This is a genomic window from Burkholderia sp. AU17457 (assembly GCF_002223255.1).
GTDB classification, from domain to species: Bacteria; Pseudomonadota; Gammaproteobacteria; order Burkholderiales; family Burkholderiaceae; genus Burkholderia; species Burkholderia sola.
Map to the genome: position 1 here is coordinate 1,294,943 of NZ_NKFB01000003.1, position 21,498 is coordinate 1,316,440.

Annotated in this window: 7 protein-coding genes; all 7 read left to right on the forward strand. The window is 71.6% G+C overall.

The window, feature by feature from the left end; translation table 11 throughout:
• The first annotated feature begins 102 nt into the window (after positions 1–102).
• The 7 genes from CFB49_RS08640 to CFB49_RS08670 all read left to right on the forward strand — a co-directional run bounded on the left by CFB49_RS08640 (position 103) and on the right by CFB49_RS08670 (position 21,435).
• Positions 103–9,771 carry a non-ribosomal peptide synthetase gene (locus CFB49_RS08640; protein WP_089491446.1) on the forward strand — a complete coding sequence of 3,223 codons (9,669 nt, stop codon included), beginning with the start codon at positions 103–105 and terminating at the stop codon, positions 9,769–9,771.
• Positions 9,772–9,780: 9 nt separating this feature from the next.
• Positions 9,781–14,769 carry a non-ribosomal peptide synthetase gene (locus CFB49_RS08645; RefSeq protein WP_089491138.1) on the forward strand — a complete coding sequence of 1,663 codons (4,989 nt, stop codon included), beginning with the start codon at positions 9,781–9,783 and terminating at the stop codon, positions 14,767–14,769.
• Positions 14,759–15,790 carry a GNAT family N-acetyltransferase gene (locus tag CFB49_RS08650; RefSeq protein WP_089491139.1) on the forward strand — a complete coding sequence of 344 codons (1,032 nt, stop codon included), beginning with the start codon at positions 14,759–14,761 and terminating at the stop codon, positions 15,788–15,790. The genes CFB49_RS08645 and CFB49_RS08650 overlap by 11 nt, the downstream gene beginning before the upstream one ends.
• A 32-nt stretch (positions 15,791–15,822) precedes the next feature.
• Positions 15,823–17,199, forward strand: coding sequence for a lysine N(6)-hydroxylase/L-ornithine N(5)-oxygenase family protein (locus CFB49_RS08655; protein WP_089491140.1), 1,377 nt, complete (start codon positions 15,823–15,825; stop codon positions 17,197–17,199).
• 22 nt (positions 17,200–17,221) lie between these two features.
• A complete protein-coding gene (locus CFB49_RS08660) occupies positions 17,222–19,486 on the forward strand; it encodes a TonB-dependent siderophore receptor (RefSeq protein WP_069620694.1) in 2,265 nt (754 codons plus the stop codon).
• Between the two features lie 93 nt (positions 19,487–19,579).
• Entirely contained in the window at positions 19,580–20,419 is an 840-nt protein-coding gene (locus CFB49_RS08665; RefSeq protein WP_069620695.1) for a N(5)-hydroxyornithine transformylase PvdF, read from the forward strand.
• Positions 20,419–21,435, forward strand: a complete 1,017-nt coding sequence (locus CFB49_RS08670; protein ID WP_069620696.1) for a GNAT family N-acetyltransferase — start codon at positions 20,419–20,421, stop codon at positions 21,433–21,435. The genes CFB49_RS08665 and CFB49_RS08670 overlap by 1 nt, the downstream gene beginning before the upstream one ends.
• Positions 21,436–21,498: the final 63 nt, after the last annotated feature.

Below are 21,498 nucleotides of genomic sequence, written 5' to 3' on the forward strand. Positions count from 1 at the left end.
AAGGCGGTAAAAAATCGGCCGCGTCGTTCGTCAAACCAGTGAAGCCGCCCCAAGCGGCCCCGAGACTTGGCCGAAGCGGCCGGACCGAAGGACTTCACGCACATGACGAGTTTCCCGACTGCGCTGCATCACCGAATCCGCGAACTGGCGCGCATCGCGCCCGACGCGCCCGCCATCGCGGTGCCTTTCCAGAACGACCTGCGCCTGTCGCGCGGCGCGCTCGACGCACGCGCATCGCAACTTGCCCGGCGACTGCGCGCGGCCGGCGTCGGCGCCGAAGTGCGGGTCGGCGTGTGCGTCGAGCGTTCGGGCGACCTGTTCGTCGCGCTGCTGGCCGTGCTCAAGGCCGGCGGCGTGTTCGTACCGCTCGATCCGCGCCATCCGGCCGCGCGCCTCGACTGGATCGTGCAGGACGCGCAACTGCGGCACGGCATCGTCGACGCCGCCGGCCGCGCGGCGCTCGGCACGCCGTTCGAACACGCGTTCGACGCGACGGCGCAAGCACCGGACGTCGCGCAGGACCGCGCGTTCGATGACGACATCGTGACCGTGCATCCGCGTTCGGCCGCTTACATGATCTATACGTCGGGCTCGACCGGCACGCCGAAGGCGGTGGTCGTCGAGCACGGGCCGCTCGCCGCGCATTGCGACGCGCTCGCGGCCGCGCTGCCGATCGAGGCCGGCGACCGTCTGCTGCATTTCGCGTCGGTCAACTTCGACGCCGCGCACGAATGCTGGCTCGCGCCGCTCGCGGTCGGCGCCGGCATCGTCGTGGCACCGCCGCAACCATTCGCGCCGGACGCCGCGCACGCGCTGATGGTGCGCGAAGCGGTCAACGTCGCCGCGTTTCCGCCTGCGTACCTGCGCGAATTCGCGGCGGTCGCCGCGCGCGACGGCGTGCCGCCGGCCTTGCGCGTGCTTGCGTTCGGCGGCGAAGCGCTGCCGCAGCAGGCGTTCGAATTCGTGCGCCGCACGTTCCCGGCGGTGCGCCTGATCAACGGTTACGGGCCGACCGAAGCCGTGATCTCGCCGATGCTGTGGCCGGTCGAGCCGGGCGAGACGCCGGTGCTGGCAGCCGACGACGCGTATGCGTCGCTGCCGATCGGCCGCGTGATCGGCCCGCGGGTCGCGCGCATCGACGGCGCCGCCGCCGATGGGGTGGGCGAGTTGCTGCTCGGTGGTGTGTGCGTCGCACGCGGTTATCACGGTCGCCCGGCGCTCACGGCCGAGCGTTTCATTCCCGACGCGGACGGCGAACCCGGCGCGCGCGTCTATCGCACCGGCGACCTTGCGCGCCTGCGCGACGACGGCGCATACGATTATTTGGGCCGCCTCGACGATCAGGTCCAGGTGCGCGGCGTGCGCGTGGAGCCGGCGGAAATCGCTGCGTGCCTGCGCTCGCACCCGGCCGTGGCCGATGCGGCCGTGCTGGCCGACACCGCCAACGGGCCGACGCGGCTGATCGCGTGCGTCGCGCTGCGCGCGGCGGCCGACGATGCCGCATTGAAGGCGCACGTGGCCGCGCAATTGCCGGCCGCGTGGCAGCCGCACCGGTTCGTGCGTTGCGATGCGTTGCCTTATACGCTGAACGGCAAGCTCGACCGCGCCGCGCTGCGCGAGCGGATTGCCGCCGCGCGCGACACGACGCAAGCTGTCGGCGATGCGCCGCGCACGCCGACCGAACAACGGATCGCCGACCTCTGGCAGACGCTGCTGGGCCTCGACGTCACGCCGTCGCGCGACGATCGTTTCTTCGCGCTGGGCGCCGATTCGCTCGCCGCGATGCAGTTGCAGGCCGCGATCCGTGCCGCCGTGCGCGTGAATTTGCGGCTCGACACGCTGTTCGCCGATCCGGCGCTCGCCGAACTGGCCGAAACCGTCGACCGCGCGGAACGCGAGACCGGCGAACCGCTTGCCGCGATTGCCGCGCGCCGCGCGCCGGCCGACGCGGCCGCGTCGGATGCGCCGTACGTCGATCGTGCGGCATCGCTCGCGCAGCAGCGCTTCTGGGTGCTCGCGCAAACGCGCGATGCAAGCGCCGCGTATCACATCGCCGCGCACTGGACGATCGACGGCGTACTTGACCGCGACGCGCTGCAGCGCGCGCTCGATCACGTGATCGGCCGACATGAAGCATGGCGCACGACGCTCGTCGACAACGACGATGGCGTCGTGATGCAGCGGATTCACGCGCATCTGCCGGTGTCGATCGCGTCGGTCGACCTGCGCGACCAGCCGCCGGCTGCCCGCGACGCGCAAGCCGCGCGTCTCGCCGAGCGCGACGCGGCCGAACCGTTCGATCTCGCGCGCGGCCCGCTGCTGCGCGCGACGCTGGTCGCGCTCGCCGACGACCGTCACCGCCTGCTGCTGACCGCGCATCACGCGATCACCGATGGCTGGAGCTCGCGTTGCGCATTCGACGAACTGTCGGCTGCGTACCGCGCGTATGCCGAAGGCCGCGAACCGTCGCTGCCCGCATTGCCGATCCAGTACGCCGACTACGCGGACTGGCAGCGCGACATGCTGGCCGGCGGCGAGGGCGAGCGTCAGCTCGACTACTGGCGCGGCGCGTTGCGCGACGTGCCGGGCCCGCTCTCGCTGCCGGTCGATCGCCAGCCGGGCGCCGCACGCACGCTGCACGGCGCGCGCGTGTCGGTGCGCCTGCCCGATGCGGTCGCGGCCGACGTGCGGCAACTCGCACGCGACGCGCAGGCGACCGTCTTCACGGTGCTGCTGGCCGCGCTCGACGCATGGCTGTCGCGGCTGACCAGCGAAACGGACGTCGTCGTCGCGGTGCCGGTCGCGCATCGTCAGCGCCCCGAAACGCGTGCGTTGTTGGGTCTTTTCCTGAATACGGTCGCGCTGCGCGTACGCGTGGCGCCGACGCTGCCGTTCCGTGCGCTCGTCGATGCGGCGCGTACCGCGGCGCTCGACGCGGTCGCGCACCAGGACGTGCCGTTCGAGCGCGTCGTCGACGCGGTGAAGCCGCCCGTCAAGCGTGGCGACGAATGGCTGCGCGTGAAGTTCGCGCAGCAGTTCGATGCGCGGCACGACAGCGTGCTGCCGGGCGCCACGGCGGTCGCGACGCCGGGGCCCGATCTTGCCGCGCGCTTCGATTTCGCGCTGGATTTCACCGACGACGCGAACGGGATCGAACTCGTCGCGGCCTATGCGACCGACTGCATCGATGCCGATACCGCGCGTGCCTGGCTCGACAGCTATGCAGCGCTCGTCGCGTCCGCCGCACATGACCCGCACACGACGACGGCCGCGCTGCCGTGCGACGCATCGGCTGCGTCGCGCCAGCCGCGCAACGGCCGTGCGCTGCGCATCGAACATGCCGACATCGTCGCCGCATTCGCACGGCAGGCGGCTGCGTATCCGCATCGGGTCGCGCTTGCGGACGCATCGGCATCGCTGACGTTCGCCGAACTCGACGATGCATCGAACCGCATCGCGCGGGCGCTGGCGCAACGCGGGGTGGCCGCCGAAGCGCCGGTCGTCGTCTGCATCGAGCGTTCGGCGCGTTTCGTCGTCGGCCTGCTCGGTGCGTTGAAAGCCGGCGCGCTGGCCGTGCTGCTCGACCCCGCGCAGCCGGCCGCGCGTCTCGCCGCGGCGGCAGCCGACTGCGTCGCGCGCTGGGCGCTCGTCGCGGAGCCGGCCGCGTGGCCGGCCGGCATCGACACGCAGCCGCTCGACGTCGACGCACTCGCGCAGGACGCGACGCTCGCCCATGCGGCGGGCGTGCGCGTCGCGCCGCACCCGGAACAGGGTGCGTACCTGATCTATACGTCGGGCTCGACCGGCACGCCGAAGGGCGTCGTCGTCTCGCACGGCGCGCTGGCCGACTACGTGCACGGGATGCTCGACGAACTCGCGTTCGCGCCGGACGCGTCGTTCGCGATGGTCTCGACCGTCGCGGCCGATCTCGGCCACACGACGCTGTTCGGCGCGTTGTGCGCGGGCCGCACGCTGCACCTGCTGCCGGCCGCGTGCGCGTTCGATCCGGACCTGTTCGCCGACGAAATGCGCCGCCGCGACGTCGGCGTGCTGAAGATCGTGCCGAGCCACCTGCAGGCGCTGCTCGACGCGCGCGTGCCGGCCGACGTGCTGCCGCGCCACGCGCTCGTGACGGGCGGCGAAACGCTCACGTGGGCGCTCGTCGCACGGCTGGCCGCGCTCGCGCCGGCCTGCCGCGTGATCAACCATTACGGGCCGACCGAAGCGACGGTCGGCGCGATCGCATGCGACACCGCGTCGATTGCCGCCGACGCACGCAATCCGGCGAGCGGCGTGCCGCTCGGCCTGCCGCTGCCGAATGCGCGCGCGCTGGTGCTCGACGCGTTCGGCGCGTGCGTGCCGGCCGGCGCGACCGGCGAGCTGTATCTCGGCGGCCCGGGCGTCGCGCGCGGCTACCTCGGCCGGCCCGCGCAAACGGCGGAGCGCTTCGTGCCCGATCCGTTCACGCCCGGCGCGCGGCTGTATCGGACGGGCGACCGCGTGCGGTTGCGCACGGATGGCCGGCTCGCATTCCTCGGCCGTATCGACGACCAGGTGAAGATTCGCGGCTACCGCGTCGAGCCGGGCGAGGTGAGTGCGGCCGTGCGCGCGGCCGGCCCGATCGCGCAGGCCGAAACGCTCGCGATCGAGCACGATGGCCGCCTGCGGCTCGCGACGTTCGTCGTGATGCGCGACGGCGCGGCGTTCGACGAAGCCGCGGTGCGCGCCGCGCTGGCGGCGACGCTGCCCGACTACATGGTGCCCGCGCAATTCGTCGCGCTCGCGCGCCTGCCGGTGACGGCGAACGGCAAGATCGATCGCGCGGCAATGCGCGAACGGGCCGCCGTGCCGGTCGCGGCCGCGTCCGGCGACGCGCCGCAAGGCGAGGTCGAAACGGTGCTCGCCGACGTCTGGCAGGCCGTGCTGAAGGCGCCGAAGGTGGGCCGCGACGACAATTTCTTCGAACTCGGCGGCGATTCGATCCTCGTGCTGCAGGTGATCGCCCGGGCGCGCAAGCGCGGCGTGCGCTTCACGCCGAAGCAGCTGTTCGACGGGCCGACGGTCGCCGAACTCGCGCGCATCGCGAAGACGGACGATACGGCCGTCGCCGCGCGGCAGCCGGCGAGCACGATCGGAACGACAAACGTAACATCGACTGCCGCGCCGATCCTGACGCCCGCGCAACAACGCTTCTTCGCACTCGATATCCCGCAGCGCGGCCACTGGAACCAGTCGGTATCGTTCGATGTACGCGGCGCGTTCGACGCGGACGCATTCGCACGCGCATTCGACGCGCTGCTCACGCATCACGATGCATTCCGCCAGCGCTTCGCGCGCGGCGCGGACGGCACGTGGCAGGCGAGCGATGCGGCGAAGCCGTACGACGCGCTGCCGTTCGTCGAAGTCGCCGCACGCGATGAAGCCGACGCGCTGGCGCGCTTCGATGCGCTGCAACGCCGTCTCGACCTCGGCAACGGGCCGCTCGCCTGCGCGTGCGCGGCACGACTGCCGGACGGTTCGACGCGGCTCTATCTGGCGCTTCACCATGCGATCGTCGACGGCGTGTCGTGGCGCATCCTGCTCGACGACCTCGACACCGCCTACCGTGCGGCGTGCGAGCGCACGCCGGTCCGCCTGTCGCAGCCGGGCCTGCGCGCGGCCGCCTGGGCCGCGCGGCTCGCCCGTGCGGCAACGGAGTCGGCGTCGCCGTTCGCGGGCGAAGCCGCCTACTGGGCCGGCATGGCGCAGGGCGACGACGTCGCGCCCGATCACCCCGACGCAGCGGCGACGAACGCCGATGCGGCCGTCGTCGTACAGACGATCGACGCGTCATTGACCCGCGCCGCGCTGACCGACGCGCACGCGGCCTATCGCACGCAGACGATCGAGTTGCTCGGCGCGGCGCTCGCGCTGGCGCTGGCCGGCGCGCGCGGCGCCGCATCGTGCCGGGTCGAACTGGAAGGACACGGCCGCGAAGCACTGTTCGACGACGCGGATGCCAGCCGCACGATCGGCTGGCTGACGAGCCATTACCCGGTGACGCTGCCGGTCGAAGCGACGGCCCGAGACACGCTGTGCGCGGTCAAGGACACGCTGCGCGCGGTGCCGCACAAGGGGCTCGGCTTCGGCGTGCTCGCGCACTACGGCGATGCGGCCACGCGTGCGGTGCTGGCCGCCGTGCCGCGCCCGCGCGTCACGTTCAACTATCTCGGCCAGTTCGATGCACCGCGCGATGCGACGCTCGTCCCGCGTTTCGGCGGCACCGGCGTCGAGCGCGATCCAAACGGGCCGCTCGGCAATACGCTCGCGATCCATGCGTATCTCGACACGGACGGCGATGGCGCGCGTACGCTGAAGGTTCACTGGGTCTACGGTGCGCCGCAATTCGAACGCGCGACGATCGACGCGTTCGCCGAACGCTTCGCGGCCGCGCTGCGCGAACTCGTCGACGCATGCGGGTCGCGCGTCGCGCATCGCGGCGCCGGTGCGACGCCGGGCGATTTCCCGCTCGCACAGGCCGCCGGCCTCACGCAGGCCGCGATCGAACGCGCGCCGCTCGACTGGCGCGCGATCGACGACGTGTATCCGCTGTCGCCGATGCAGCAGGGCATCCTGTTCCATGCGCTGTTCGCGCCCGGCCACGCGAGCTACGTGAACCAGCTCGTCGCGACCGCGACCGCACTGGACGCCGACCGGCTCGCGGCCGCGTTCGACGCGTCCATCGCGCGTCACGACATCCTGCGCACGAGCGTGATGCCGGACGAAGCCGCGCCGCTGCAATGCGTGCATCGCCACGCACGCATGCCGGTCGAGCAGCTCGACTGGCGCACGCGCGGCGACACGCTCGACGCCGATTTCGACGCGTGGCTCGCGGCCGACCGCACGCGCGGCTTCGACTGGCGCGAGCCGCCGCTGATGCGGCTCACGCTGATCCGCGTGACGGACGATGCGTGGCGGATCGTCTGGACGCGCCACCACGTGCTGCTCGACGGCTGGAGCACCGCGCGCCTGCTCGCCGACGTGCTGCGCGACTACCGCGACCCGGACGCCGTGTCGCCGTTCGCGAGCCGCCCGGCGCTGCGTTATCGCGATTTCATCGCATGGCTCGGCACGCGCGACCGCGACGCCGACGAGCGCTTCTGGACCGACCGCCTGGCGCGGCTCGACGCACCGACGCTGATCGCGGAGCGCACCGCCGACCGCGCGGATGCCGAGATGGCCGCGTGGCGCGCGGCGCTCGACGCCGACACGACGGCGCGCGTCGCGCAGACCGCCCGCGCACTGAAGCTGACCGTCAACACGCTGGTGCAGGGCGCATGGGCGCTCGCGCTGCAGCGGATGACGCACCAGCCGGCCGTGGCGTTCGGCGCGACCGTCGCCGGCCGGCCCGATGCGCTCGCGGACGTCGACTCGGTGCTCGGCCTCTTCATCAACACGCTGCCGGTCATCACCGCGCCGGGGCCGCAGCAACGCGCGGCCGACTGGCTGCAAGCGCTGCAACGCGAAAACGCGGCGGCGGCCGAACATGCGCACACGCCGCTCGCCGACATCCAGCGCTGGGCGCGCGGGTCGGGCGGCGCACTGTTCGACACGCTGGTGGTGTTCGAGAACTATCCGGTGGACGAGTCGGTGCGCGACGCCGATCCGCGCGCGCTGGCGTTGAGCGGCGTACGCAGCATCGAAGCGACCGATTTCGCGCTGACGCTCGTGATCGAAAGCGGCGCCGAACTGACGATCGACTACGGTTACGACACCGCACGCGTCGACGCGCATCAGGTCGAGACCTGGCATCGCGCGTTTGCTTGCGCGCTCGATGCGCTGGCCCGTACGCCGGACGCGCGGCTCGGCACGCTGTCGATCGCCGACGACGCGACCCGCGACGCGCTGGCGCGCGCGCAGGACACCGCGCGTGTCTGGCCGGCGGAACAACGGCAGCCGCTGCACCTGCAATTCGCTGACGCCGCGAGGGCCACGCCCGACGCGACCGCACTCGAATACGCGGACGCTCACGGCCGCGTGCAGCGCGCGACCTATCGCGAACTCGATGGCACTACGTCGCGTATCGCCGCCGCGCTGCGCCGGCGCGGCGTGCAGCCCGACACACCGGTCGCGCTGTGCGTCGAGCGCTCGTTCGACATGGTGATGGCGCTCGTCGGTGTGCTGAAAGCCGGCGCCGCGTACCTGCCGGTCGATCCCGACTATCCGGCCGAGCGCATCGCATATCTGCTGCGCGACGCGCGGCCGGCCGTCGCGATCACGCAGGCGCATCTGCGCGAGCAGGTCGAGGCCGCGCTGGGCGAGGGCGCCGACACGCAATTGCTGACGGTCGCGGATCTGCTGGCCGACGAAGCGGGCGAAATCGACCGCGAAGCCGTCGCGATCGACGACGCGCAGCTCGCGTACCTGATCTACACGTCCGGCTCGACCGGCAAGCCGAAGGGCGCCGGCAACACGCACGGCGCGCTCGCGAACCGGATCGCGTGGATGCAGCACGCGTACCGGCTGACGCGCGACGACGTCGTGCTGCACAAGACGCCGTTCGGCTTCGACGTGTCGGTGTGGGAATTCGTGTGGCCGCTCGCGATCGGCGCGAAGCTCGCGATCGCCGCGCCGGGCGACCATCGCGATCCGGCGCGTCTGGCCGCCGCGATCCACGCGCACGGCGTGACGGTGCTGCATTTCGTGCCGTCGATGCTGGCCGCGTTCGCCGCGCATCTCGACGATTTCTCGGCCGCCGCGCAATGCGACAGCGTGCGGCTGATCGTCGCGAGCGGGGAGGCGCTGGCGCCGGAGCTCGTCGCGAAGATGGCGCGCCTGTTGCCGAACGCGACGCTCGTGAACCTGTACGGGCCGACCGAGGCCGCGATCGACGTGTCGCACTGGACCTGCGGCCCCGACGACGCGCAGGCGGTCGCGGTGCCGATCGGCCATCCGATCGCGAACCTGCAACTGCACGTGCTCGATGCCGCGTGGCAGCCGGTGCCGGCCGGCGCGACGGGTGAGCTGTATCTCGCGGGGGCGGGCCTTGCACGCGGCTATCTCGGCCGTCCGGCGCTGACGGCCGAGCGCTTCGTGCCCGATCCGTTCGTGCCGGGCGCGCGGATGTACCGTACCGGCGACCTCGCGCGCCGGCGCGCGGACGGCGCGCTCGACTATCTCGGCCGCGTCGACACGCAGGTGAAGCTGCGCGGCCAGCGGATCGAGCCGGGCGAGATCGAGGCGCTGCTGCGCGCGGCGCCAGGCGTCAACGATGCGGTCGTGATCGTGCGCGACGAGCAACTGATCGGCTATGTCGCGCGCGGCGACGCGGGCCCGCTCGACCGCGCGGCGCTGCTCGACGCGCTGCGTGCGCAACTGCCGGCGTACATGGTGCCGTCGCAGCTGATCGAGCTCGATGCATTGCCGGTCACGCCGAACGGCAAGTGCGACCGCCATGCGCTGCCCGCGCCGGTGCGCGAAGCGACCGACGCCGTCGAACTCGCGACCGATACCGAGCGCGCGCTCGCCGACATCTGGCAGCGCGTGCTGCATGTGGACGCGATCGGCCGCGACGGCGATTTCTTCCTGCTCGGCGGCCACTCGCTGCTCGCGACGCAGGCCCACGCGCAGGCCAACCTGCACTGGGGGCTCGCGCTGCCGCTGCGCACGCTGTTCGACACGCGCACGCTCGCACGCTGCGCGGAAGCGATCGACGCGGCCTGCGCGGCACGCGGCGCGACCGATGCGGCGAGCGCGATCGACGCGCTGCTAGGCGAACTGGAAACCCAATAAGGACGACGGATGACGAAGGTTCAACCCGACTGGCTCGCGCTCGCGACGCGTTTCGCGCAACTGCCCGACGCGCAGCGCGCGGTGTTCATCGACAAGCTCGGCGCGGCCGGCATCGACTTCCGCGTGCTGCCGATTCCGCCGCGCACGCCGCGCAGCGACCGCGTGCCGGCGTCGTTCGCGCAGACGCGGCTGTGGCTGCACGCGCGGCTGATCGATGCGCCGGACGCGTATCACATCACCGAGCGCCTGGCGCTGACGGGGCCGCTCGACGTGCACGCGTTGCGTCTTGCATGCGACGCATTGATTGCGCGCCATGAGACGCTGCGCACGACCTTCGACGAAGCGCAGGACGGCGTCGCGCAGACGATCCACGCGCCGCTGCGCTGCCCGTGGCGCGAAACCGATCTCGAAGCGCTGCCGGACGCGCAGCGCGCGGCACGCGCCGAAGCCGTCGCGACGGCCGACGAAGCCGAACCGTTCGATCTCGGCACGGCGCCGCTCGTGCGCGCGCACCTGGTGCGCTTCGACGCGACGCATCACTGGCTCGCCCTGACCGTGCATCACATCGTGTCGGACGGCTGGTCGTCGGGCGTGATGCTGTCCGAGCTTGCGGCGTTCTATCGCGCATATGCGTCCGGGGAACCGGTGCCGCTCGCGCCGTTGCCGATCCAGTACGCCGACTACGCGCTGTGGCAGCGCCGCTGGCTCGATGCCGGCGAGCGCGACCGTCAGCTCGCGTTCTGGCGCGAGCGGCTCGATCCGCAGCGCGGCGTGCTGACGCTGCCGGGCGCGACCGCGCGGCCGGCCCGTCGCAGTGCGCGCGGCGCGCGCCATGTGTTTTCGCTCGACGCGCGCACCGGCGCGCAGCTGCGCGCGTTCGCGGCCGCGTCCGGCGCGACGCCGTTCGCGGTGCTGCTCGCCGCGCTCGATGCGTTGCTGGCGCGCGCGACCGGCGACGCACGGATCTGCGTCGGCGTACCGGCCGCGAACCGCGAGCGCGCGGAAGTCGCCGGCCTGATCGGCTTCTTCGTCAACACGCTCGCGATCGACGTCGACGTGCCCGCGCACGGCGATTTCTCGTCGCTGGTCGCGCGTACGCAGCGTGCGCTCGTCGACGCGCAGATGCACCAGGACGTGCCGTTCGAGCAGGTGGTCGACGCGCTCGGCGTGCCGCGCAGCGCGAGCCACCATCCGCTGTTCCAGGTGATGGCCGCGTATGGCGAACGCCGCGCGCTGCCGCCGCTCGGCGCGGCGTCGGCCGCGCTGCTGCCGTCCGGTACGCCGTCCGCGAAATTCGATCTGACGCTGTCCGTCGAAGCGACGCCGGACGGCACGTTCGACGCCGCCTTCATCTACGCGCTCGACCTGTTCGACGCGGACGCGATCGCACGGCTGGCCGCGCGCTTCGTCACGCTGCTGACCGATGCGCTCGCGCGCCCGGATCTGCCGGTCGGCGATCTCGACTGGCTGCCCGCCGACGAACGCGCGCAACTCTTCGCGTGGAACGCGCCGGCCGGCGCGACCGACGCCGAGCCGTTCGTCCCGGTGCATGCGCGCATCGCCGCGCATGCCCACGCGCGGCCCGACGCACGCGGTGTCGCCGATATCGATCGCGCGTTGACGCGCGGCGAGGTCGACGTCCGTGCCGCACGTTTGGCGCGCCACCTGGTGGCGGCCGGCGTGCGGCCCGAGATGCGCGTGGGCGTCGCGCTGCAGCGCTCGGTCGACCTGCTCGTCGCGCTGATCGCGGTGCTGAAGTCGGGCGCCGCGTTCGTGCCGCTCGATCCGGCGCATCCGCGCGAACGGCTCGCGCAGATCGTCGGCGATGCGGCCATCGCGCACGTGCTGACCGACGCCGCGAGCGCCGCGTCGCTGCCCGAATTGCCTGAACTGCGCATCTGGCGCGCGGACGAAATCGACGCGCTCGACGAGGCCGCGCACGTCGCGCTGCCGGACGTGCTGCCCGGCCACGCGGCGTATGCGATCTACACGTCGGGCTCGACCGGCAAGCCGAAGGGCGTGATCGTCGACCACGCGTCGTTCGCGCTGCATTGCGCGGCGATCGCCGAGCGCTATGGCGCGGGCGAGCACGACGTGTTCCTGCTGTTCCAGTCGGTCAATTTCGACGGCGCGCACGAAGGCTGGTTTTCGCAATACATGTCGGGCGCCGCCGTGTCGGTGACGGCCGACGTGCTGTGGCCGCCCGCGCAGACCTGCGCGATGATGATCCGCGACGGCGTGACGATGACCTACGTGCCGCCAGGCTGCGCCGCCCAGCTTGCCGAATGGGCGCTCGCGCATGGCGCGCCGCCGACGCTGCGTTCGCTGACCGTCGGCGGCGAGGCGACGTCGCGCGAGGCGTTCGCGATGCTGCGCCGCGCGCTGCCGAACGTGCGCGTGGTCAACGGCTACGGCCCGACCGAAACGGTCATCACGCCGACGCTGTGGATGTTCCGTCCCGGCGACGATCTCGCGAAGCTCGGCGACGCCGCGTATCTGCCGATCGGCACGCTGGTCGGCGCGCGCACCGCGCACGTGCTCGACGCGCGGCTGCACCCGTTGCCGGTCGGCGTGATCGGCGAACTGTACCTGGGCGGCGAGGGGATCGGCGTCGCGCGCGGCTACCTCGACCGCCCGGCGCTGACGGCCGAGCGTTTCGTGCCCGATCCATACGGCGCGCCGGGCGCGCGTCTGTACCGCACCGGCGACCTCGTGCGGCGCCGTGCGGACGGCGTGTTCGATTTCATCGGCCGCGTCGATCATCAGGTGAAACTGCGCGGCCTGCGCATCGAACTCGGTGAAATCGAAGCACAGCTCGCCGCGCACGACGCGGTGCGCGAAGCCTGCGCGGTCGTGCACGGGCAAGGCGCGCTCGCGCAGCTCGTCGCATACGTCGAACTGACCGCCGACGCGCGGGCGGCCGCGCAGCCGGTCGAAGCCGCGACGCTCGACGCGCACCTGCGCCGCACGCTGCCCGACTACATGGTGCCCGCGCAACTGATCGTGCTCGACGCGCTGCCGCGCAACGCGAACAGCAAGGTCGACCGTGCGCGGCTGCCGGCGCCGGTGCGGGTCGAACGTGCGTACGAGGCGCCGCGCGACAGCGACGAAGCCGCGCTCGCGGCGATCTGGTGCGACGTGCTGAACCTGGAACGCGTCGGCCGCGGCGATCACTTCTTCGATCTCGGCGGCCATTCGCTCGCGGCCGTGCGCGTCGCGACGCGCGTGGCCGAGCGGCTCGGCCGAGACGTGCCGGTGCGCGCGCTGTTCGAGGCGCCCGTGCTCGCGCAGTACGCGCGGCAGGTGGCCGATGCGCCGCGCGCCGCGCATACCGGCGCCACGGCGCCGGGCGTCGCCGTGGCCAAACCGGACGCGCACGGCGTGTGGCCGCTGTCGCCCGCGCAGCTCGGCCTGTGGTTTCTGTGGCGCGCGCAGCCGGACAACGCCGCGTACAACATTCCGGTTGCGCTGCGCGTGCGCGGCCCGCTCGACGTCGATGCGCTGCGCGCTGCGTTCGCGGAAGCGGCAGCCGTGCATCCCGCGCTGCGTGCGCGGCTCGTCGTTCGCGACGGCGCGCTGCCGGGCCAGCGGATCGACGCCGACGTTGCCGTCGACCTGTCGGTGATCGACTTGTCGGCGCAAGCCGATGCACTGGCCCGCGCGGCCGCGCTGACCGACGCGGATGCGCTCGCACCGTTCGACCTCGCGGCCGACGCGCCGCTGTGGCGCGCCCGCGTGTTGCGGCTCGGTGCGGACGACCACGTGCTGTCGGTGACGATTCACCACATCGTGTCCGATGGCGAATCGATCGAGCTGTGGCTCGACGCGGTGCGTGCCCGCTATGTTTCCCGCGTGCAACGCAGCGCAGTGTCGGCCGACGCAGCCGTCGAACCGGCCGCCCAACCGCTCGTGCTGCCCGCACCGTGCCATCCGGCGCGCGTCGCGTACTGGCGCGATGCGCTCGCCGATCTGCCGTCGCGCGTATTGCCGCTGCGCGCCGACGCGCCGGCCGTGCCGCAATGGCGCGCGGCCCGCATCGCGTTCGAGTTCGATGCGCAACTGATTCGCGCCGCGCGCGACGCCGCATCGGCTTCGCACGCGACGCTGCCGATGCTGTTGCACGCGGCGCTCAACACCGCGCTGTTCCGCGCGACGGGCGTGGCCGACCAGCCGGTCGGCGTGCTCGCGTCGACGCGCGAGCTCACGGGCGACGTGGCCCGCGCCGCGCTGGGCCTGTTCATCAACTCGGTCGTCGTGCGCACGCGGATCGATCCGGCCGCGCGCCGCGCGGACGTGCTGGCGCAAGTGCGCGACACCGCGCTCGCCGCGTATGCGCATGCCGACGTGCCGTTCGCCGACGTCGTGGCCGCGCTGCGTGCGCCGCGCGCCGCGCAGGCCAATCCGCTGTTCCAGGTGATGTTCAACTACCTGCGCCCGACCGGCGCCGCCGCGCGCGACTGGGCCGGCCTGTCGCTGGCCGGATTCGACGACGTACGCCATCGCGTCGTGTTCACGCTCGAGCTGGACGTCGTCGAGCATCCGGACGGCCGCGTGAGCGCCGCGTTCTCGTATGCGGACGAACTGCTCGCGCGCGATTTCGTCGAGACGCTCGTCGATCTGTACCACGACGAAGTCGCGTGTTTCGCCGGTGCATCGGAGGCGGCGCTCGGCGCCGCCGATGCGCGCGCAGCCACGCACGCCGCGTCCGGCGCACGCGCCAGCGCCGCAACACGGCCCCACGCCATGCCGTCGCAGGCGGCCGCCGCGCTCGCCGCACTGTGGTCGGACACGTTCGCGACGGCCGCTCCCGAGCCCGATGCGGACTTGTTCGAGGCCGGCGCGACGTCGTTCGACGTCGTGCGCTTCGTTGACGCGGCCGGCCGTGCCGGCCATGCGCTGACGGTCGCCGACGTGTTCGCGGCGCCGACGCTCGCGGCGCTCGGCGCGCGGCTCGATGCGCACGCGGAAACGGGGCAGGAGGCGCGCCATGCTGGCTGAAGTGCGCCCGGACGGATTCACGATGCTCGATACCTACCGGCTCGCGTTCGCGGACGGTCTGTTCGCCGCGCGCGACGGCGCGGAGATCCGCGTCGCGCAGGGCGACGGGATCGGCGCGCAATTGCTGCGCGCGCAGCTCGGCGACGACGGTGCGCTGCGCCTCGTCGCCTACAACCATCGCGCGGCGCCGGCCGATCAGCGGCGGGCGCTGCTGGCCGCACTGGCCGCGGCGTTTTCGGACAGCGCGCGCCACGCGGCGATCCGGCTCGACCCGGCCGCCTGGCCGGCGGTCGCGCTCGACGCGCTGCGCGCGAGCGGCGTGCTGGCCGACGGCGGCCGCTGCATGCGCGACGGCTGGGCGCAACAGGCCGATCTGTGGCGCGTCGGCCCGCTTCTGCCGTGCGCGACGCTGCCGACGATCACCGACGGCCGGCGTCATCCGCGCCGGCCGCCCGCACCGCGTGGCGAAGTCTATGCGCGCGACCTGCCGGCGCTCGGCGTGCGCTTCACGCTGCGCGGCTGGCGGCCGGCGGAGGATACCGGGCGGCTCGCGCGCTGGTTCGACGAGCAGCGCGTGCGCGACGGCTGGCCGGGCGCACAGCCCGCGCAACGCGGCACGGACGGCCCGCAGGAAACCGATCCGCACGTGACGCCGCTCGTCGGCTGTTTCGACGGCGAGCCATTCGCGTATTTCGAGGCGTTCTGGCTGAAAGAGGACGCACTCGCGCCGCACGTCGCGGCGCGCGACTACGACCGCGGGCTGCGGATGCTGGTCGGCGCGCCGCGCTGGCGCGGCGCGCACCGCGTGGCCGGCTGGCTGCCGTCCGTCGTGCATTACCTGTTTCTCGACGACCTGCGTACCGAAGCGGTCGGCTGTGCCGTGCCGGCCGGCCACGCGCGGGTTGCCGACCATCTCGCGCGGCATGGCTTCGCGCGGCAGCGCCGTCTCGCGCTGGCCGACGCGCAGCCGTTGTGGATGCGCACGCTGCGCGAGACGTTCTTCTCCGGCCGTCACGTCTGACGGGCCGGATTCATCGACAAGGGAGCTGAGACATGCAGAGAGAAACCGTATTCGACCTGATCGGCGTCGGCTTCGGGCCGTCGAATCTGGCGCTGGCCGTGCGCCTCGCGGAGCGCGGCGGTGCGCACACGTTCGCCCATTGCTTCATCGAGCGCCAGCCGGAGTTCGGCTGGCATCGCGGGATGCTGCTCGACGACTGCCGGATGCAGATTTCGTTTCTGAAGGATCTCGTGACGATGCGCGATCCGAAAAGCCGCTACACGTTCATCAACTACCTGTTCGAACGCGGCCGGCTGAACGAATTCATCAACCTGAAGAACTTCTATCCGACCCGCGTCGAATTCCATGACTACCTGAGCTGGGTGGCCGACGCGTTCGACGATCGCGTCCATTACAGCGAGACCGTGCTGGGGATCGAGCCCGTGCGCGGCGACGGCGCGAAGATCGACGCGCTGCGCGTGCTGTCGCGCGACGCGGCCGGTCACGAGCGCCAGCGCGTCACGCGCGCGCTGTCGGTGGGCGTCGGCGGCACGCCGGCGATTCCCGATGCGTTCGCCGCGCTCGGCCGCGACCGCGTCATCCATTCGTCGACGTATCTGGCCGATATCGACCGGCTCGTCGCGTCGCGCGACGGCGAGCGCCGCCGCGTCGCGGTGATCGGTGCGGGGCAGAGCGCGGCCGAGGTGTTCATCGACCTCGCGCGCCGCTTCCCGCACGTCGACGCGAGCCTCGTGATGCGCGCAGGCGCGCTGAAACCGGCCGATGACAGCCCGTTCGTCAATGAAATCTTCAGCCCCGAATTCACCGACGTTGTCTATGCGCAGCCGCACGACGCGCGCCGCGCGCTGCTCGAGCGCTATCGCGACACGAACTACGCGGTGGTCGACCGGCCGCTGATCGAGCAAATCTACGAAATGCTGTATCTGCAGCGCATCGACGGCACGCCGCGTCATGCGCTGCTCGCGAACAGCGCGATCGAGGCCGCGGTGCGCGCCGCCGACGGCCGCATCGAGCTGATGCTGCGCGACCGGATGAGCGGCGCCACGCGCGTCGAGCGCTTCGACGCGCTCGTGCTCGCGACCGGCTACCGCCGCGACACGCATTCGGCGCTGCTCGAAGGGCTCGCGCCGCACCTGGGCGATGCGCTCACGCGCGGCGACGTCACGCGCGACTACCTGCTCGCGACGCCCGAGCACTTCGCGCCGCGCATCTATCTGCAAGGCTGCTGCGAAGACAGCCACGGCCTGTCCGACACGCTGCTGTCGGTGCTGGCGCGCCGCGCCGACGAGATCTGCGCGTCGCTCGAAGACGGGATCGCGCCCGCGCACGACGAAGGCGCGGCCCGGGACACGCACGAAAAACGACCGAACAACGGGGTGAGCGCGGGCCGGATGGCTTTCGCTCTTTGACAAAGGCGCGGTCCGAGACCGCATGAAAAAAGTGGAGCAGAAGAAGATGGAGTGGGCAACAGGCACGCGTTTGCGTGCGATCGCAGCCGCGGCAAGCGTGGCGTTCGGCACGGCGGCGGCAGGGCACGCCTACGCGCAGACGGCGCCGGCCGTGAACGCAGGCGCCGCGGCGTCGGCCAGCAGTGCGCAAACCGGCGCGACGACGCGTACGTCGACCGGCGCGCAAAACGGCACGCTGCCGGCGATCACCGTCAACGCGGCCGCGGCCGGCGACGGCACGGTCGGACTCGTCGCGAAGCGCAGCACGACCGGCACCAAGACCGACACGCCGCTCAACGAGATCCCGCAGACGATCAACGTCGTCACCGCGCAGCAGATCGAGATGACCGGCGCCACCGACGTGAACGCGGCGCTGCGCTACGTGCCGGGCTTCTCGTCGTACGGGTCGGACAACCGCTCCGACTGGTACGCCGCGCTACGCGGCTTCACGCCGACCGCCTACGTGAACGGGCTGCAGGTGCCGAACACGATCAACCTCGCGAGCTGGCGCGTCGATCCGTACATGATCGACAGCATCAGCGTGCTGCGCGGGCCGACCTCGGTGCTGTACGGCGCGGGCGACCCCGGTGCGATCATCGACGTGCACACCAAGCTGGCCGACGGCGAGCGCGTGCGCGAAGCCGGCGTGCAGATCGGCAACTATGCGCGCAAGCAGTTCATGATCGACGTCGGCGACAAGCTCGATCCGGACGGCAAGTATGCGTACCGGTTCGTCGGCGTCGCGCGCGACGGCAACGCGCTGACGGGCCCGAACAACGACCAGCGCGTCGCGCTCGCGCCGTCGTTCCGCTGGCGCCCGGACGCGGATACGTCGCTGACGCTGTCCGCGACCTACCTGCAGGACTGGGGCGACATCTCGTCGAACTTCCTGCCCGCGCAGGGCACGGTGCTGCCGAACCCGAACGGCCAGTTGAGCAAGGACGTCTACGGCGGCGACCCGAATTTCAACTACTACCGCAAGAAGCAATGGTCGGTCGGCTACCAGTTCGAGCGCAACCTGACGCCGGCCTGGACGTTCCGCCAGAACACGCGGCTGATGCACCTGTCGCTCGACAACGGTTCGGTGTTCGGCGCGGGTTTCGCGGATGGCAGCCTGACCGACATCAACCGCTGGGCCGGCGTGTTCCAGATGAACTACAGCCGCTTCGACATCGACAACAACCTCGAGGGCCGCTTTGCGACGGGCCCGCTGCAGCACACGCTGCTGCTCGGCTTCCAGTACAACCGGCAGACCGCGACCGACAGCGAATGGCTCGCCGCCGCGCCGCAGCTGAACATCTACAACCCGGTGTACCAGCCGGTCACGACGGCGGTGTTCACGCCCGACGCGACGTTCCGCACCAATACGTACACGACGCTGAACACGTTCGGCCTGTACGCGCAGGACCAGATCAAGTGGAACCGCTGGACGCTGACGCTCGGCGGCCGAGAGGACTGGGTCGACATGCGGCAGGACGACCGCGCGGCCGGCACGTCGACGAAGGCCGACGTGACGGCATTCACCGGCCGCGTCGGCCTCACGTACCAGGGCGACTACGGGCTGTCGCCGTACGTCAGCTACGCGACGTCGTTCAATCCGCTGATCGGCGTGAACCTGGTCGGCGGCGGACTCCCGCAGCCGACGCGCGGCAAGCAGATCGAAGCCGGCCTGCGCTGGCAGCCGCCCGGCAAGAACCTGATGCTGAACGCGGCGATCTACCAGATCAACCAGACCAACGTGCTCACGTCGGCGCTGCCGAGCCAGGACCCGACCGGCACGAAGTCGGTGCAGACGGGCGAAGTGCGTTCGCGCGGGATCGAGCTGAGCGCGACCGGCAAGGTCACGCGAAACCTGTCGGTGATCGCGTCGTACGTCTATCAGGACGTGAAGAACGTGCAGGCCAACGACGTCTCGCTGAACAACTGGCCGGTCGACATTCCGCGTCCGCGCCAGATGGCGTCGCTGTGGACCGACTGGACCTGGTACACGGGGCCGCTCGCCGGCTTCGGCCTCGGCGGCGGCATTCGCTACCAGAGCGCGGCGGCCGGGGCGGCTGACAACTCGCTGACGGTATCGAGCGTCACGCTGTTCGACGCGGGCCTGCATTACGACACGCGCAACTGGCGCTTCGCGGTAAACGGGACGAACCTGTTCAACCGCCATTACATCAGCGGTTGCCAGTCGATGAACGTCTGCATTTTCGGGACCGACCGCACGGTGATTGCCACCGCGAAATACAACTGGTGACGTCGCGCGCCGCGGCTCGCCGGCCGGCCTGGCCTTCGGGGCCGGCGCGGCCCGGCCGCGGCGCCTTCGTCCGCTTTTTTCCACGACGCATCCATGCCGAAGAAAAATCTCGTCTACATCCAGTCGCTGCGCAACGGCGCGGCCGATCGCGCCGGCCAGCCGGTCGCTTATCGGGGCAGCACGCGCTACATGAAGGCGCCCCTCGAATTCCTCGTCGAGCGCCTGAACGATTCGCCGCTCGGAGAGCGCTACACGCTCCAGGGCGTGATCGTCGACGATGACGAAGGCTCGCCGGCCGACCGCGCGAAAGTGGCCGATTACGGTTTCGCGCGCACGCCGGGCCGCCCGTGGATCCTGCCGGAAGGCCTGACGGTGCACGGCCGGCCGGTCGACGAGCTGTTCTGTTCGATCCCGTCGACGTACCGGCGGCTGCCGCGCGACGCGCGTGAGCGCGTGGCCGGCAAACAGGCGTTCGAGCGCCGCCTGCTCGAGCGCCTGCTTGAACTCGATGCCGATATCGTCGTCCTCGACGGGCTGCTCGTGATCCTCGACGAACTCGTGCGGCCGGGCGCGCGCTTTCACCGGCGCATCGCGAACATCCACCCGGGCATCACCGCCGACGATTCGCCGTACCAGCGGCGCGGCGCGTGGGCGACGCTCGACGCGCTGCACGGCGCGCGCGGCGAACGGGTCGACTGGGCCACCGGCGCGACGTCGTCCATCGAACCCGTGACGATGACGGGTGCGTCGTTCCACTACGTCGACAACGGCATCGATTCCGGCGAGGTGATCTGCGACGTGCTGGACACGCCGATCGCGCCGGACGACACGATTCTCGAACTGCGCTGGAACAACTTCCAGCGCAGCCTGTTTCCGGCGCTCGAGCGCGGGCTGCATGTGCTCGCCGATCGCCACGACGCGGGAGCATTGTGATGCAAGACACGCTGACGAAACCGGCCGGCGCCGCCGACGCCGTCGAAGGTGAAGTGGCCGCCGCGCTCGACGGCGCCGCGCACGGGCAGGCGGCAGCCGTCGTCGAGCATGCGCTCGACGCATGGCGGCCCGACGACGCCCCCGACGCGCTGCTCCCGACGCTGGTGGCGCTGTTCAACACCGACACGCGGCACGATGCGGCGACGGTCTCGGTGCCGCTCGGCGGCGCCGATGCGGCGGCCGTGGCTTCGTACGTCGCGCGTGCGGTGCGCGAAGGCGTGATCGACGGCGCGCAGGTCGCGGGCGACACGTTGCGGCTCACCGTGTCGCGCACGACGTTCTGGCAGAATCCGCGGCCGTGGCTGAAGGCGCCCGCGTCGGGCGGGATGCCGCTGCGCTACGCGATCACGAACGGCCACCGGCATCCGGTGCGGCCGCCGTCGCCGGCCGGCGAGATCTATTCACGCACCATGCCGCAGGTCGGGATGACGTTCAGCCTGCGCACCGTCGATATCGACGCACACGCGGACCTGTTCAGCCACTGGATGAACCTCGACCGCGTCGCGCATTTCTGGGACCAGCGCGGCACGCGCGACGAGCATGCGGCGTATCTCGCCGAACGGCTGGCCGATCCGCACATGCACCCGATGATCGGCTATTTCGACGACACGCCGTTCGGCTATTTCGAGTTCTACTGGGCGAAGGAGGACCGCCTCGCGCCGTTCTACGACGCGCACGACTACGATCGCGGGCTGCACCTGCTGATCGGCGACTCGCGATTCCAGAGCGCCGGCAAGCTGCATGCGTGGTGGAGCGGGGTGCTGCACTACATGTTCGTCGACGAACCGCGTACCCGGCGGCTCGTCGGCGAGCCGCGCGTCGATCACGTGCGGCATATCGCGTACATGCATCGGCTCGGGTTCTACACGCTGAAGGAATTCGATTTCCCGCACAAGCGCGCGGCGCTCACGGTGATCGAGCGCGATACGTTCTTTGACACTTTCCGGTTGCCGTGACGGGGCGCGCGCGCGGCGTCGGTGCGACGGCGTGCTTGCGATGCGTACGCATCGGCCGTCCGG

Coding starts and splice junctions, on each gene's coding strand:
- CFB49_RS08640 (WP_089491446.1), top strand. CDS start 103: ATGACGAGTTTCCCGACTGCGCTGCATCACCGAATCCGCGAACTGGCG.
- CFB49_RS08645 (WP_089491138.1), top strand. CDS start 9,781: ATGACGAAGGTTCAACCCGACTGGCTCGCGCTCGCGACGCGTTTCGCG.
- CFB49_RS08650 (WP_089491139.1), top strand. CDS start 14,759: ATGCTGGCTGAAGTGCGCCCGGACGGATTCACGATGCTCGATACCTAC.
- CFB49_RS08655 (WP_089491140.1), top strand. CDS start 15,823: ATGCAGAGAGAAACCGTATTCGACCTGATCGGCGTCGGCTTCGGGCCG.
- CFB49_RS08660 (WP_069620694.1), top strand. CDS start 17,222: ATGAAAAAAGTGGAGCAGAAGAAGATGGAGTGGGCAACAGGCACGCGT.
- CFB49_RS08665 (WP_069620695.1), top strand. CDS start 19,580: ATGCCGAAGAAAAATCTCGTCTACATCCAGTCGCTGCGCAACGGCGCG.
- CFB49_RS08670 (WP_069620696.1), top strand. CDS start 20,419: ATGCAAGACACGCTGACGAAACCGGCCGGCGCCGCCGACGCCGTCGAA.